Annotated in this window: 12 protein-coding genes; 2 read left to right on the top strand and 10 right to left on the bottom strand. The window is 45.4% G+C overall.

Annotated features, from left to right (window positions below; all coding sequences use genetic code 11):
- Window positions 1–6: 6 nt before the first annotated feature.
- Window positions 7–1581 carry a flavin-containing monooxygenase gene (locus CH376_RS07405; protein WP_100785913.1) on the bottom strand — a complete coding sequence of 525 codons (1575 nt, stop codon included), beginning with the start codon at window positions 1579–1581 and terminating at the stop codon, window positions 7–9.
- Window positions 1582–1853: 272 nt separating this feature from the next.
- The gene (locus tag CH376_RS07395) at window positions 1854–3215 is read right to left on the bottom strand and encodes a phospholipase C/P1 nuclease family protein (protein WP_420843530.1); all 1362 of its coding nucleotides are present in this window, start codon (window positions 3213–3215) and stop codon (window positions 1854–1856) included.
- 424 nt (window positions 3216–3639) lie between these two features.
- Between CH376_RS07395 and CH376_RS07385 the strand changes: the two genes are divergently transcribed.
- Window positions 3640–4620, top strand: a complete 981-nt coding sequence (locus CH376_RS07385) for a hypothetical protein (protein ID WP_100785911.1) — start codon at window positions 3640–3642, stop codon at window positions 4618–4620.
- A gap of 662 nt (window positions 4621–5282) precedes the next feature.
- Complete coding sequence (locus tag CH376_RS07375) at window positions 5283–5837, top strand: hypothetical protein (protein WP_100785909.1); 555 nt, start codon at window positions 5283–5285, stop codon at window positions 5835–5837.
- 43 nt (window positions 5838–5880) lie between these two features.
- Here the strand turns inward: CH376_RS07375 and CH376_RS07370 are convergent, their stop codons facing one another.
- From CH376_RS07370 to CH376_RS07335, 8 genes are all read right to left on the bottom strand, one after another.
- Window positions 5881–6309 carry a DUF4345 family protein gene (locus CH376_RS07370; protein WP_100785908.1) on the bottom strand — a complete coding sequence of 143 codons (429 nt, stop codon included), beginning with the start codon at window positions 6307–6309 and terminating at the stop codon, window positions 5881–5883.
- Window positions 6310–6442: 133 nt separating this feature from the next.
- Entirely contained in the window at window positions 6443–7534 is a 1092-nt protein-coding gene (locus CH376_RS07365; RefSeq protein WP_100785907.1) for a helix-turn-helix domain-containing protein, read from the bottom strand.
- A gap of 1 nt (window position 7535) precedes the next feature.
- Window positions 7536–8348 carry an Lp29 family lipoprotein gene (locus CH376_RS07360; protein WP_100786019.1) on the bottom strand — a complete coding sequence of 271 codons (813 nt, stop codon included), beginning with the start codon at window positions 8346–8348 and terminating at the stop codon, window positions 7536–7538.
- Between the two features lie 117 nt (window positions 8349–8465).
- The gene (locus tag CH376_RS07355) at window positions 8466–10472 is read right to left on the bottom strand and encodes a putative Ig domain-containing protein (RefSeq protein ID WP_165781767.1); all 2007 of its coding nucleotides are present in this window, start codon (window positions 10470–10472) and stop codon (window positions 8466–8468) included.
- A 265-nt stretch (window positions 10473–10737) separates the two neighbouring features.
- Window positions 10738–13539, bottom strand: coding sequence for a TonB-dependent receptor plug domain-containing protein (locus tag CH376_RS07350; protein WP_100785905.1), 2802 nt, complete (start codon window positions 13537–13539; stop codon window positions 10738–10740).
- 510 nt (window positions 13540–14049) lie between these two features.
- Complete coding sequence (lsa16, locus tag CH376_RS07345; protein WP_100785904.1) at window positions 14050–14529, bottom strand: E-cadherin-binding lipoprotein adhesin Lsa16; 480 nt, start codon at window positions 14527–14529, stop codon at window positions 14050–14052.
- A 12-nt stretch (window positions 14530–14541) separates the two neighbouring features.
- Complete coding sequence (locus CH376_RS07340; protein ID WP_100785903.1) at window positions 14542–15765, bottom strand: hypothetical protein; 1224 nt, start codon at window positions 15763–15765, stop codon at window positions 14542–14544.
- A 5-nt stretch (window positions 15766–15770) separates the two neighbouring features.
- Window positions 15771–16352, bottom strand: a complete 582-nt coding sequence (locus CH376_RS07335) for a c-type cytochrome (RefSeq protein WP_100785902.1) — start codon at window positions 16350–16352, stop codon at window positions 15771–15773.
- Window positions 16353–16359 lie beyond the last annotated feature (7 nt).

Genomic DNA, 16359 nt, shown 5'->3' with positions numbered 1-16359 from the left:
CTCGTCTTAACTAAAAATTTCGCCGAACAGCATCGCGATTCTCGAGACCAAACCGATCGGTTCCATCTGATCGTCCGATTTCGCAACCTCGTAGTGCGAAAAATTCACCGACTTCGTTTTCAGCCGAAACTCGAAAGTAAAACCGGGCCAGAGCGTCGTGTTCTTGCCGTTTTTGGTTCGATACCAGCTAACGCAACCGCCGGTGTTCCAGATCGATTTTTCCAGACGCGCCTGAATCTTGCGATTGTAACGATCCTGAGCTTCCTTCATGACGTTGATAAACTTTAATTTTTTCTTACGCAAAGAAAGAATACACTGAAGAGCGTAATTGATCTGAGATTCGATCATCAAAACCATAGAACTATGGCCAAGGCCGGTATTCGGCCCGACGATCAAAAACATATTAGGAAAACCTGAAACAGTAGTGCCTAAGTAAGCCTCGGCTCCGTCCTTCCAAGCGTCGTTCAAATCTAAACCGCCCAGACCTTTAACTTCGAATGGCGACATCGCTTCCGCCGCTTGAAACCCGGTCGCCAAAATCAGAGCGTCGACACGATGTTCCTTGCCGTCCAAAGTAACGACCCCATTCTCCTTAATCTCTTGAATACCGGTAGTTATCACTTCCACGTTCGGTTTTTGTAAGGCTCCGTAGTATTCATTGGAAATCAGAACTCTCTTACACCCGATCGTAAAATTCGGAGTCACTTTCTTTCTTAGAACCGGGTCTTTCACATTCTTACGGATGTAACCTTTCGCGAAAAATTCCAAAACTTTCATCAGACCCGGATGAATCGTAAATGCAATGACTCTAAATTCCAACATCCAATAAATCGCCAAACGGAAAAGCCATTGGGCCGGAGGAAAAAAACGAAACAAACCTCTTTCAAAATTCGAGATCGCACGATCCGGTTTCGCAATGACCCAAGGAGCGGTCCTCTGAAAAAGATCCAATTTTTTCACGCTCGGTTGAATAGCGGGAACGATCTGAATCGCGCTCGCTCCAGTGCCGATCACTCCGACAGTCTTTCCGTCAAGATCGTACGAATGATCCCATCTCGCGGAGTGAAACATTTTCCCTTTGAATTTTTTCAAACCGGGGACGTCCGGCAAGGCAGGGCGGCTCAAACCGCCGGAACCGTTGATCAAACATTTCGTTCTGAATGAATCTCCGTTGGAGGACTTTACGTTCCACAAACCGGATCTCTCGTCGAAAACCGCGGACTCCGCGGAAGTATTAAAACGAATATGCTGCCTAAGATCGTATTTATCGGTGCAATGATTGAGATATTCTAAGATCTCCGATTGCAGACCGTACATTCTCGACCAATTGGGATTTCTTTCAAACGAGAAAGAATAGAGATGCGATTGAACGTCGCAAGCCGCGCCCGGATAATGATTGTCCCTCCAGGTTCCGCCGACTCCGTCCGCTTGTTCGAGGATCACGAAAGAATGGATCCCTTTCTCTTTGAGACGCACGCCCATACCGAGACCGGCAAAACCGGTGCCGACGATGACGGCGTCCAAAGTCTGATTTTCGAATGTTTTTGATTTAGACTTGTCTTCTTTCAAATTCTGAGTCATTTCCCAATTCTCCAAATAAGATTCGAACTCTTAGAAAAATCCCAGGAAGGAATTTCGCTTTTTCGAGAAGGATCTTAACACAAGGGGAAATAGGATTCGACCAGACTTATGATTTTTGACCGGATTGACCTGATCGATTCCGAAATCGGAAAGGTTTTTTTCGACAAGGCCGAAGTCGCGCTCCGGAAACAATCTAAGAATCCGCCAAGTCGTACGATCGGCGCTCTCCCTGCGAGCGGAAGGAAACGCCAATCAAGGTAAGAATCCGGATTCTATTTTAAAGAATTCAAAAGATCCCTAGTGGCGGAACCTGTGAGAGCGAAATCTTTTTCCGTCTCCTCCAAAAGTTCTTTTGTCTTTGCGGGATCCAAGGTCGGAAAAATTTCCCTCATTTTAGTTCCCAATTCTTTTTCCAAATCATATTCAGGTTTCATTGTATATTCCGGACCGAAGGTGGAGATGATCGTGGCGTTGATTGCAGGAGCGTGCGAGGACGCGTTCTTACCTACGAACTTCATAAGATTAGGGGTCGATTCTCCGAAAGAAAAACCGTCGTAATCTTTCAAAAGAAAACCGGAGAGAGCGTTAGTAAGAGCCGTCGGCTTCGAATAGGAATCGATCAGACTAAAAGAAACAAAGTCTTCGTAAAGAAAATGACGGTTAGCGACCAACTGAGTCATTCTCGCCTTCATCTCCTTCTTGGTTTCCTTCGGAGAAAAAACGTAACGCACATAGTAGAAGAAGCCTGCGTCCGGAACCGCCTTCGAATGATAAGGCTGCCCGATGTCTTGGATGTAATGACAAGCCCAAGCGGCGAATCGATACTTCCAATAATCGTGCCCCGTTTTTCCCGCAAGCCTGGAAAGACGAGAGAACAATTCGATACGATCCAGCATCATTCCGCCCTCGACTATTTCCGGCGCAAAAAGAGAGAGGAGCCAATTCTCATTTTGAAACTGCATGTGAAAAGGAGCCTTGCTGCTTTCTCCTTGCGGCTTGCCGTAGGGTTGTTTTCCGTAACCGTATTCCGTGAAATCCCAAAGGCTATGATCCATTCCCCAATCGGGTTCGTCGATATAAGTGGAAAGAACGGAACGAATCCGCATCTTTGCTCCGGTTTTGGAAATAAATTTCGCGGGCAGTTCGGCAGTGTCAGGAAGATAAGGAGAAACGGAGGAAGAAGAAACGTTTCCTTGTTTCATCGGAAGGCTCGGAAGAATTCTTTCCACTTCTAAAAATCGAGTCGCCGGGTTGAGACGCGCGGCTCTCAGAAATTCGGATACGCTCGCTTGTTCCGGGCGAAACTCGACTTTCTGAAATCGTTTCGATCCTCGATCGCGTTCCCATTCCGCAAACTCGTCGAATAAAATCTTTAAAGAATCTTTTTCCTTTTTTACAAAGGAATCGAGCGATTCCGAAACCACATCTTGGGAAGTAAAACTCATACTAGGATGTTCTAAAGTACGATCCATGACGAGATAGTGGGTTCCCCAGGAAAACAAGGTCCCGGGAAAAAGTAGAATGAGTAAAAATGCGATCGTCACTTTCCGAATCTTTTTAAATCGAAGAATGGAATCTTTAGGAAATCCAGGCCGCGCCTGAACAAGGAAATTGCTTTTTTTATCTTGAATCATAATTCTCTCTGTCATCTCTATTCTTACTTCCAAAAATCTCAGGAAACGGAACTAACGCAATCAAAGAACTGAAATCCGGAGCCTTACAAGCAAAAGAAGAGGAACCAAAAAACTGCCGAAACGAGTGCAGAATTTGATAGCGAAAAAGAAATCGCGCAGCCGATCGTTCCCGATTAAAAATCAGGACAAACCATAGGATTTCAGTTCTTCATTTTTAAAAAGGAAGCGTTATTTAAAACGTCCCTCGATTCAGAAAGAATGGAATCAACGGAACGATCTGCGGAACGAACGACAATTCCTTTTCATAAATTCTGAGTGCTCGCACGAATTCGTCCGGAAGAATCGGATTCTGCTTCGAAAGAGAATCAAGCAGCGATTCGGAAACGGAGCATAACGTTTCTCGTATAAGGACGACACAAACACAATGGAACGGACGCAAAATTCAAAACGATGGATTCTTTTCTTTTGTTTATTCGGATTTTATTGCAGCAGTGAAGAACCTAAAAAAGAGGATGTCGCCTCCCTCCTTGCCTTGGGGCAAACGAACATTCTTTTCAATCAAAGTATGAACGGTTCGATGATTCCACAGGAGGTTCAATCGTATTCCCCAAGTCACCGCGGAAAATTCAGATCCGCTTACAACGAAGAAGGCATTCACTTTCAATCCAACGACTGTCAGTCCAATGGAACCCTTCAACTGGAAAGGATCGCGGTTTTGGATCCCATAGAAATCAATATCGAATATAAGGAATCGATTTCAACAGGATCGATTCTACTTCAAAATTCTTCGCAGGTTACGATTCCGGGGACGATCTCTTATCCTAATTCGAAAACGATTCGTTTTGTTTCGACTCAAACGGGAGAACTTTATTCCAGCTATAAGGTTACCGTTCAGAACGTTACCAAAACTTCAAGCGGCGCCGCGATCCAAGACGCTACTTGGACCTTCCAGTACGACCTCGACGGAGTAAGAGGGACCGCTCCGAACAAGATCGTGGTCGATTGTCAATCGGTGGGCGGCGCGAATCAGTGCGACTACGATTCAAAATTTGGAATCGGAGTCGTGTCTTCACTTGTAAAACCGCAAGCTGTCTTTTCGCAAATCGCAAACAACTTCAACGTCTATTTCGGATTACAATCTTCGGACGCGAACGGAATCACTTTGTGGCTCTATGAAGCGTGTAAAATCGAAAACGGAACGGCGAACATCGCCGCCATTCCGCATGGAAAATTTCTTTTCGCGAGAATGATAGGAACTGGCAGCTTTGCGATTCCACACGAATTGATAGAACAGAACGCCTTATACACCGGTTCCGTTTATCAATATTATAAAAATACAAGCGGAATCGAATTCGGTCAGGCCCTTTATCCGGAAAACATACAATTGATCACAAACCAGCACTGATTTTAATTTTAATCCCGATGTAGGATTTCGTATAGAAGAATGAAATAGGACGACGGCCTACGGCCGTCGTCGGCGTTAGACTTCAAATCGCAGCATTTCAGAGGAACTTTAAAATTTCACGTTAACAGTCACCGCGTCCATTCTTCTCATTTTTCAAATTACATTTTATAATTTTCGCACCTTCACGAAACAAAAACGAACATTGTAGAAATATTTTTTTCCAATCGAATCGGATTTTCATCCGCGATTCTTAAAAAAACGAACTCCGAAAACGGAACCAATAACGCGAATCGAGGAATGAACGACAAACCTAACGTCAATAAATCGATTTAGCCTGAAAAAATAAAATCTCCGGTCGGTTAACTCAAGTTGTAAGACCGGAGTGCAAATAGGAAAAATAAAAAAGAACGTTACTCGCCTTTTCTGTGAAAATGGATCAAAACGGAACTCGAGTATAGAAAGAGTTCAGCCACCTTCATAGTTTAGAGAGTAACGTTCTGAATTTTCGAGATCCGAATTTTCTTCTGAGTAAATTGAAAAATGAAAACTGAAAAATTAAACGAATTCAAATACGGAACGAATTCCCTTCGAAAATCAAAAAATATTTCGAATGATTTCGTTCTCTTCAAGCAAACAGAATAAGGAGTTTCCCATTGAAGACGATGCAAATAAAAATTAAAGTCGCGACCTTGATCCTGATGATCGTGTCGTTAATGATTTTCTTAAATTGTGAAAAGGACAAAAAGGAGGACCTGGCGCCGTTGCTCGCGTTAGTCGCACTGACGCCTCTGACGTCTGCTACCCAGCAAGCGACCGATCTTCCGCAGCCCCCGCTGAATACGGCGAGCATGAAATTAGGAACCGTGCAGTACACGCTGACGGATCTTCAAGATTGTAAATTGGGAATCGGAAACGTCGGAATCGTCATAGGCCAACTCCCGAACGTATTACCGGTCTTGAACTTACATAGTATCGATCCCACGAAAACTACCGTGACGATTGGCGCCGGAGGTTCCCAAATGGACATCGACAAAGCCGCCGGAGTGGTCTATATGGCGGGTAAAAACAAAGTTGCGGGTAATTGTTCGGCGACCGTAAAGGAAAATACGGCCACGGTCTATGACCTTCAAGCGATCGACTGTCCCGTTACGGACGAGTTAGGCGGTAACGCGCCCGATACGACCGTATCTTTCCGAGTACGTTGCACGAAACAGTAATCGTGTATTTTCTTCCCTCGACTCGCGTCGAGGGAAGTTTTTATCAAGAACGTTTCAAAATCCAACTTCCAATCGCAACCGCTCCGACTTCTGTCGCCATGCTGATGTAGATGTATTCGTTACCCGGTCCATCCAGGAGAATCGTGTAAATTCTTCCCAAAAAAAGTCCTCCCGCGGTCGTAACCGAAAGTAGGATTCCGGCGGAAAACCATTCTTTCTTAAACAATCCGAGCGCGAGAACGGCTCCCACTCCCAGACAGAGTCCGCCGTACATAGCTCGGAAATCCGCGAGAGCCGCGCTGGTTTGAATTTCAATTCCGATCCAAGAAGCGAGTTTCACCGGAACCAGAAAAAAGCCTACGGCAAAAGCGTCATAGACTGCGAGATTCATAAGAAGAAAAATTTTCGAAACAAGAGACAATATTCGATCGCGTTCTCCGGACCGATCCATCGTAAAACTTTCCGTTTGCATTCGTACCTACCTTGTTGAGCTTCAACAACATTGGAAAGTATAACGAACCGTCGGAAACTTATCGACCGGTGTTATAAAGGCTTACATTTTTTTTTGAAAGGGTTTATACAAACCTACGATCACGCTGAATATCTTAAGAAGGGTAAGAAAACGAGGTTTCCTTGCGGGAAGACCTGCGATAGTCCAAGGGAGTTTTTTGAGCGAACTTCAAAAACGCTTCGTTAAAAGAGGAACGATTGTTAAAACCCACTTCCATCGCGATTTCCAAAACGTTCTTATCGCTCTCTAAAAGGAGCCTTTTTGCCTCTTCGATTCTGTATTGATTCAACCAAACGAAAAAACTTTTGTTGAGTTTCCGATTGATCAACTCCGATAACTGATGGGTCGAAAGAGAAACTTTCTCGGCGACGGAAGAAAGCGAAATCTCTTCGTCTTGAAACGCCTTTTCGATTTTCATCATCCTTTCGAGTTCGCTGAGAACGGAATCCACCTCGATTCCTCCAAGCCGGGAACGGGAATATTTAGCCTTTACGAGTTCGACGTGGATCGTCTCTTCCAAATCGGAATATTTTTTTCTTACGTAATAGATCAAACACAGGGCAAGAGTGATGATCCAACCGGAAACCTTCAAAAATAAGAATTCATAACAGATTCCTAATATTCCAAAAATGGAAACCGATAAAAAATCCGCAAAACAGATCCAGATCAAAAACTTGAGTTTTGCCTCTTGAACGGAGGATAAAATTCTTATAATCAAAATTCCGAAAAAAAAGGAATACAACGCGGCGAAACAATAAAGCGAAGTGAAGAATCGTTCCATGCCGCTCTGCTTGCTAAAGGAAACGCTCCACGGAAAAGCATTCGCGTTCGAGGAAAAAAGGAGAATCGAAATCGTCGCCGCGACCGCCGGCAGAAAGGAAATCCGGGAAGAAAGTCGAAGTCGAAACTCCTCGTCGACCATCGCCTGAATGGAAAGATAAACGATCGGTCCGATCGAAAACAAAATTGGAAGACTCAAAACGAGATAAAGCGAAGGATTTTGAAAAACTCCCTGGAGCGCAATCGCATTCAAAAGTTGTAAAACCCCGATCAGAATCAGCGCGAGGGAAAAGAAAGTTTGAAACTTAGTCCTCTTCGAAAGCAGAAGTTCCGGAATCGCGAGCAGGAACGCGAGAAAACCTCCGAAAATCGAGAATGAATTTCCTAACCATTCAAGATAAAGCATATCATTTACGAAACGAAGGTTGTGCCTGGATATAATTTACGATATCCGTTTCAAATTTCGGACCCGATTCTTGATAAACGAATTTTGGAGGAGAAGTCACCTGTTTCAAAGCGTCGCACCCCATCCTTCCGCATTCTTCCGGAATGGAAGAAGCCCAAACCGCGCCCAAGACGGAATAACCGTTGTCGTATTGAATCGAAGTCAACTGATTTAGATTTTTATCATATATTTTGATTTCGGTTTCCGCCCGCAAAGAAGCGTAACTCGGGACAAGACCGAAGGTAAGCACCGAAAATATTGAGGAAAAAAGTTGAACAAAACTTCCCGCAAAATTTTTAGTCGATTGAAAGGCAGGATTGTGAATTCCGACTACGTAGTAATCCGCGCCCACGTCCTTTAATTTATAAATTCTTTCCTCTCCTTTTTTTTCGATGCTCGTAACGTAAGTAAGTTCCAAGACTCCGCTTTCTTTCACTTCGTTGAGATAGTCCTGGACAAACTTTTTTACTTTTTCCGAGGGAACGTCCTTTCTAAAACCGAACGAACGCAGATCGGACGCGTAAAATCCGTTTTGGAATTTAGGAACGGTCCGATCCGGATAAATTAGACTGGCCGTATAAATTCTTTCCTGCGCGTTGGAAGTAGTCATCTCGGCGGCGAAAGGACGAAAGCCGAGATAAACGATTCTTACCTTGGAAACGTTCGGAATCGAAGTCGTTTCCGAGCCGCTCTTCTGGACGTAGTAATGATAATTGCAGTTGAAAATAAAAAGAAGAATTGAAACTAAGAATCTAAAGTTTTGATCGTGTCTCATAGGTTTACCGAAAAAAATCGGATTCACACGGAATCCGAATGATCTTCGGTATTAGATTCGCACAACGAATTCTTCTTTGCAATCAAAAAGAAAATCGATTTCGCGTTCGGATACGGATCACCGGTAAAAAATATCGACCGCACCCGAATTCGATACGCTGTCGTTGTCGGTCGCGGGCGTGGGAGCCGGTCCGGTGGATTTATTCCAAATGGTTCCGAGTCCGTCGTCGTCGTTCTGAGCTCCAACCGCGATCAAATCTTCGTCCATACAAACCAAAATTCCGAAAGCGTCCGAAACCTCCGCGTTAGGCGCCTTTAGATAGGACTGAAAGGCCCAGCCGCTTGCCGATTTTCGAAACACATACGCCGCCCCGGAATTGCTTGCGGAATCGTCGTCGGCTCCGGGCGCAGGAAGAATCGAAGGAGAATGAACGACTCCGGTTTGAGAACTGTCTTCTCCAATCGCTCCGGCTACGATCGTATCACCGTAAACGGAAACACTTCTCCCGAAGTTGTCGTTCGCTTCTAGGTTCGGGGATTTCAAGTACGCTTCAAACGCCCAGGTTGTTCCGGTTCTACGAAAAACATAAACAGCGCCCGCGCTATTCGCGGTATCATCGTCTCCCGCAGTCGTCAGAGTCGGCCCAAGAGAATTGGAGATTGTAGTCTGAGCGCTGTCTTCGCTGTAAGCCCCGACCACAGCAACGTTTCCGTCATCCGATAGATCGAGACTCGATCCGAACTGATCGCTGTTATCCGCATTCGGAGCTTTGAGATAAGATTCGAAAGCCCAGCTCGGACCGGTTTTGCGAAATACATAGACTGCGCCTGCGGCGGCCATAGAATCGTCGTCGCCTGCGGAGGTCAGAGTCGGGCCAAGAGAACTGGAGATTGTAGTCTGAGCGCTGTCTTCGCTAATTGCACCCGCGATCAAAGTGTCGCCTCTCACTTGAATCTTTCCCGCAAACAAATCACTCACGTCCGGATTCGGAGCTTTGATATATGCGTCCCAAACCCAGGTAGTTCCCGTCCGCTCAAAGATATAGACCGCACCCGATGAAGGCGCCGAATCATTGTCGGTCGCACCTGTAAACCCCGGCGCCGGCGCTTGCAAGATCGTAGCTGAACCTCCCCGTTCTTGAATGGCACCGACGGCAATCCGATCGCCAGAAATCGAAACAGTGGAGCCGAACTGATCTCCAGCGTCCGCATTCGGAGCTTTTAAATAGGCCTCTAATGCCCAGGATATTCCCGTCCTGCGATACACATACACCGCTCCTGCACTCACGGAAGTGTCGTCGTCGCCCGCAGGAGTCAAGCCTGCAAAGGGAGAATGAAGAATCGCGGAGTTCCCGCTATCTTCCGCGCGAGCTCCGACCGCGATCGTGTCGCCTGAGATTGCGACGGCGCATCCGAATTGATCATTCGCTTCCATGTTGGGAGGTTTGAGATATGCTTCCAAAGCCCAAGTTGTCCCCGAACGACGGAACACATACGCCGCTCCGGCGCCGACCGCGCTATCGTCGTCGCCTGCAGAAGTCAAACCCGCAAACGGACTCTGAAGAATCGCTGTTTGAGCGCTGTCTTCTCCGCAAATTCCCACAACCAAAGTATCTCCGGAAAGATCGAGATCAAATCCTCCAGAGGTGTCGCTAATATCCGGGTTCGGTGCCTTTAGAAGACTTTCCCATTCCGCATTGATTGCATCGACTGCAATCTGAATCGAAGAGGAGGAAGAGCCGGAAGAATTGGAAGCGGTGATCGTATAAGAAGACGCGGTTTGTTTGAAAGTCGGAATTCCGGTGATTGCACCCGTCGCAGAGTCCAAAGACAGACCGGAAGGCAAGGCCGGCGCAACCGAAAACGAGGTCGACACTCCCGTTACGGCGGGTTGAATCGCAGAAATCGTAATATTCTTCACGAATACGAACGAACTCGTCGAATAAGTCAAAGTTGGGGGAGTTCCCACGGTAGAATTAAGATCCCCGTTCGTAATTGAAGTCGGACTTCCCAAAAGCATAAACACCGGATCCGGGTTCCGATTCTGCAGACAGCCCACAAAAAAAAGGGATAGAAGAGGAAAAAACCAAGCGAACCGATCGATTAAAAAAACATTTCTCCGCATGGCTTCCTCCCTTTCATCAAAGAACATTCAAGGAATTTCTTCGTTAGGGAGAATCGTAGGTCAATCCACGGAAATCAACAACCCTGCTTATAACTCAGGAAATCTACGATTATAAACGTTCAATTAGACATGTCGACCTCCTTTCTGCGAAGAGGAACTTTGGACAAGGAGCGCCGAATCGCATTCTAAAATTTGAATCTACTCCTATCGGGAAAAGTTAGCTTCTTATGCGACATGGCCCAATTCCTCTGAATCGTGATCTTTTTTAAAAACGAAATTCGATTCCGAAGTTCAAGTATGGAATTTTATTTTTATTCGTTGTCAAAGAAGGTTGGCCGTTCAAATACATATACTGCATTTCAGGATTCGCCTTCGGAACAAACGGAAACAGCGGGACCATGGATCCGCTCCCCGTTGCGATTCTATTCCCGGTAATATTCACGAGTTCGACGTACGCGGTGACTTTCCCCCAATCGGTGTAAATAAATCGATCGAATCTTAAGTCGAACTGCCTATACTGGGGAAGCCTTGCCGATCGATTGTAATCCGAATAAATCGGTTCGTATACCCGTGTCGAAAACGAGTCGTTTCCGGGAGGAGCCGGGGTCGATTGGAGTTCCGGGAATAACGCTGCGAGCTTGTCGTGAAGTTTAAGCGAATTGGATCCTACGATCGGAGTATATGCATAATTTGTCATATATGTGAATTTGAAACCGAGTTGAGCCTTGTCGCCGAATTTCCAACCAAGAACCATATTGAAAACATGAGTTCTATCGAAATCGTAAAGTTCCTCTTTGGAATTCTTAAAAAGAATATCCGCGGTTCCGTCCCGATAAAAGTTCGCGTAATAGTTCGGATCGTTCTCCTGAAATACCAAATCCTTGGATGAGCTTTTTGCAACCCAGTCCGAATAATCCTGCTGATTCAAATCCGGAAGATTCCGATTTCGTTTCGTGATCGACTTAGTGTAGGACAGCCATCCGTAAAAACCGGACTCAGTCGGAGCTTCTTTTTTGATAAATACCTCCGCTCCGCGGGAATATCCCGTCATAGAATTGGAAAAATTCAGATTTTGCGCGCGCAGAAGCGAAACATTCGCGTTCGGATCCAACGCCTGTTCGACAAGATTTCGATTCGAAGAATACGGATCCCTAATATACGGATCCGCCACTGAAAGATTCGAAAACGTATTACTATATCCTTCTATTTTAAAATTCCAAAGGCTGCCGATTTTTTGATCCCAACCGACTTCGGCGTGATCGGATTCCTCCATTTTCAGATTAGGGTTTCCGGTTCTCGAGGAATATCGGCTAACGTCGCTCGGAGCCTGAAAGTGCCTTCCGTATCCCGCAAAAAATCTGGACTGCGTATACGGAATTTCCTGCGACAGGGAAATTCTTGGAGAAGTTTTCCATTCACCGGACTTATCGTAGTAGTCCCTTCTTACGCCGAGGTTCAAACTCGTCTCACGCAATCGGAAGCGGTTTTCGAAAAAATATCCGATCTGTCGCGTTCGAACCGAATCTCCTCTCAAAACGCCTTGTGCTTCCGGCGAGCCGAGTATCATCCTTTGAGTAAAAGCGACGTTCGGATCGAAATCGTATTGCGTTATCTTTCCTTTAAACCCGGCTTCCGTTTCTCTATACTGACCTCCGAGGAGAATTTTCCAGTTATTGCCCAGCGGTTCGAGTTCGGTTATATTCTCGATCTGCTTTAGATCGTTTGAATATTCGTTTTCTATCGTATTCAGCCTGTGATAAAGGGAAGGAGGATAACCGATTTTCTTAATATCCAAACTGAGCTGATCGCTTCCGTTCTCAGTGAGTTCCTGAAAATAATTCCGCGAAATATTGAGCGTATTTTTAACGCTACGGGCCGGTTTCCATTCGTATTGGAACGCGTCCGTTCTGAAAGTACGATTCAATCTAGCGGCATCCAATGAAGAAGGAGGTCTCGCAATGGATTGGACGGCTTTTTTAGGATTATACTCGCTAAACTCTTTAAACGGATAGCGTCGATCTTTCGCGCCGAAACTTTGAAATGAAACGGAATGTTTTTCATTGATATCCCAACCGATTCGAGCCTGATAATCCTGGTATTCACTCAGGAATGTTTCCGTCGGAATTAGGTTTGGCACCGCGCCTAAGACTACGTTCGGATAATATTTTTTACCGGATACCGACACATTTAAGTCTTTTGTAATATTGCGATATGCGTATACATCCGTCAAAAACGCGTTTATATGGCCTACCGTCAGATTGGAATGTCGCTTACTATAACCTTCGATGTTGATGATCCCACCGGTCGCAAAGCCGTAACGCGCCGAATAGGAGCCTGAATACAATTCGAGGGAACGAATCGCGTTGTTGTTAATTACCGAAGTCAATCCATCGGCGTGAAACGGATAACTCATAGGAAATCCGTTGAAATAAAACTGATTGGCCCGGCTTCCCGCCCCTCGCATCACTAAAAACCCGCTCTCTCCGTTCGGCTTATCCGGGTTTTTGACCAGCCCGGAAGTTTGATTGAGAGTTTGAATCGCGGATTGAAAGCTAGAACCTGTATAGGTTTGAAACAATGGAATCACTCCAGGCATAGATTGAACGGCTTTTACAGCGTCTCCGAAACCGCCCGGCATACGAACCGCGTCTTCCTGACTCATAACGTAACTAGGAATTGCTTCCTGTCTCTTCCCGATCACGTTGATTCCCGGCCCGCGTTTAGGACGTATAGTAAATTCAACATTTTGAATATCCGAATCGATATCCACCGATCTTTGCTCCATAGACCCGCTCTTTAACGTGAGAATGACTTCGTAGACTCCTTTTCCGAAAGTAGAAATATCCACCGTTATTTCGTTTTTTTCCGCGAAGGGATAAACTTTCGAAAGTCCATTTCCTCGTATCCAGACTTCAGAAGGAGGATCAGAAAAGGAATCCGTATTTACCGTGATCCTTATCGCCGTCTTCGCGGTGAGCGCTTGCGCCCAAGTTAAAGAAACAATAACTGAGAAAAGAAAAATCAATTTTTGTTGGAGGCCGCGATTAGAACTGATTGCATTTGACATGCATTTGGGACCGATAAGGTTCCATCCTTCGATCCGAGTATTCAGTTTATTTTAAAACTAAAATATAAGGCGGCAACTCTTTACGCGCACAATTATAATTAGCTTATATAGCAAAAATAGGTTCTTGCTCGATTCTCCAAAAAAAGATCGACTCCGAAGCGCGCCTAACGTTAAATTATTGATATTTAATAAATTTCGAATACACTAATACACTAAATAAGGAATATACCCAAAAAACATAATTCTTTACATTAGGCTAACTATAATTAGGCGGTTTTAACCCCCGGAGAAACCGCAAATTCGCACCAAATCTCAAACCCTCAGAACTGACTTCGGCGACACCGCTTATGGACTATAAAATTACAGATGAAATAAACCGGTAGGGATCGAATGTTTATCGGAGGCAGGTCTAAAGGAAAAGATTTCTTACGGATTTAAGTAGATAAAAAAAATCCATGCCCTCCTTTCGAAGAGGCATGGAACTTTCTAATGGTTGTAACGGTTGCGGAATTACTTCTTCAGTTCGGGAGCAAGTTCGGCCAACGGAACCTTATCCTTTGGGAGAGAAGCATAATCCGGGAACTCGTATCCGTTCGGATAGTGTTCGTGATCTTCCGGATTGTAAAAGTGAACGTAGTCTTTGCGATAGCCCCAGGAAAAAACTGACTTTTCAGGATCCTGACCTACGACCAAACAACGGGGATTGATCCAACCTTCGGCCTTTTCGGTTTTTACGCGAACGAAAGGTCTTGGGTTCGGTCCATGGTTTCTGTATTCATAAACTCTTACCACGGTTCCGGGCGTTACTCTTTCTTTGACAGCCGATGTCGCATCCGCTTCCGCAAAGATAGGGACGGTCGGAGTCAAAGAAGGATTCACCAAAGACGGATCACAATTCTTATGATTTGTAACCTGAGCCAATTTGGAACAAGCTCCCAGAAGAAGAGCCGTTGCGGTCAAGAGAACAACAAGTGTTATATTTCTTTTCATTCTTCTTCCTCTTTATTGATGGTGATGGAGAGCTTGATCCAATCTAGGATCCCCGACCGGGATCAAGGAAGCAGACTCGTAACGTTTGAGAACTACGAAAGCGAAAAGACCGATAAAACCGATCACCGCTCCGAAAGTAAGAATCAATCCTGAAAGATTGAAGTGCTCGAAGTTCGCCGGGAAAACCAGCCAATAAATTTCGATCACCTGGGTGAAAACGATCCAGAGAGCGATTTTTACAAGTGCGTTGATATCTCTTTTGTTAGGACGATTGAGCAAAAGAAGAAAAGGAATCACGAACTTGATAAAAGGGAGCGCATAAGTAAGCACTTCCCATCCGCCGGTCAATCTTTGTTCATAGAAAAAAGTTTCTTCCGGGATGTTCGCATACCAGATCAACATGAACTGAGAGAATCCTACGTAAGCCCAGAAAGTACAGAACCCGAGCATGAACTTCCCGATATCGTGAATGTGATTTTCGTTCACGAGGTTTCCGAGATATCCTTTCTTCTTCAGAAAGTAGATCATAATCACAAGACTGGAAAGTCCGGTCTGATACGCGCCTGCGAAACAATACACACCGAACATGGTTGAGAACCAGTGCGGCGTAAGAGACATGATCAAATCGAAAGAAGCGAGAGAAAAGGAAAGAGCGAAGAATACGATAAAACCGCCGGACAATCTTGCGTTGAACTGCGTATGCGCTACGTCCTTATCCTGATCTTGTTTCGTGGATCTTTTGTAAAAAAGCCATCCGAACACCGACCAAACCGCTCCGAAAAGTATCATCCGAACTACGAAGAATGGAATGTTCAAAAGGGGTTTCTTGTGTTGCAGAAGGTGATCGTGGGCGACGACGTCTTCGTGACTCCATTCGTAAAGATCGTGAATTCCGAAAGTTACGATCAGCAAAAGAACCGCGACGACCGGTAGGAATAAACCGTATCCTTCCGCAAGTCTTCTTACTGTCACGGACCAATGAGAACCGGTGATATGGCTGATCGCAGTAAAGAATACACCTGCAAGAGCGATCCCGGTGATAAAAAAGGTTCCGATCAAAAACGCAGACCATGCCGGATTGGAATGTCCACCCTCGTGTCTGGGAGGAGTGTGTGATAGGGTAAAATACCCGATGAGTAAACTCAAAACTCCGATCCCGATCATCCCGAAAAGGGCGCTACGAGTTTTGGAGTCGAGTTTAAAGTTAATCAAATTTTGTTCGACTTTGACTTCCATGATTCTTAATTCCTGGCCACGTCTTTTTTAGTTCTGTTTTCGTATTCCTGGAGTTTTCTCACGTAGAGAACGATTTTCCAGCGGTCTTCCGGAGAAACTTGCGAGGAATAACTCTTCATTCTTCCCCAACCCGCTGTGATTACGTGATAGATTTGTCCGTCGGAATACCCTTGGATCTTAGGAGAAATCACGGCTGGAACCGGAAACCCGATTCTTGGCGCCGGCCCTACGATGCTTCCGTTCCCTGCTCCTCTTACACCGTGGCAAGGAGAACAATAGGTTTGGTATTTAGCCTCTCCCTTTTGGAGATTCGCCAAATCGTCCTTATAAGGATTAGAAAGTCCTTTATTAGGTAATTGTGTTACGTCCATTCCGAGGAATTCGTATGGATGATAGTTCACGGGGATCGCTCCCTTTGGAGGAATTCTGGATGCCGCCCCGTTGCTCGAAATCGGATCCGCTTCCTGTGCTTCTCTCGCCGGAGAATCCGCCATATCCGGAAAGTATTCCAGAGGAGGCGTTTTGGACTCGCAGTTCCAAAATAGAACGGCGGCCAAAAGAAAAATCAGTGATTTAGTAAATTTCATTCTTGTC

This window comes from Leptospira adleri (genome assembly GCF_002811985.1).
Lineage (GTDB): Bacteria > Spirochaetota > Leptospiria > Leptospirales > Leptospiraceae > Leptospira > Leptospira adleri.
This window is presented reverse-complemented; position numbering and strand designations above follow the sequence as displayed.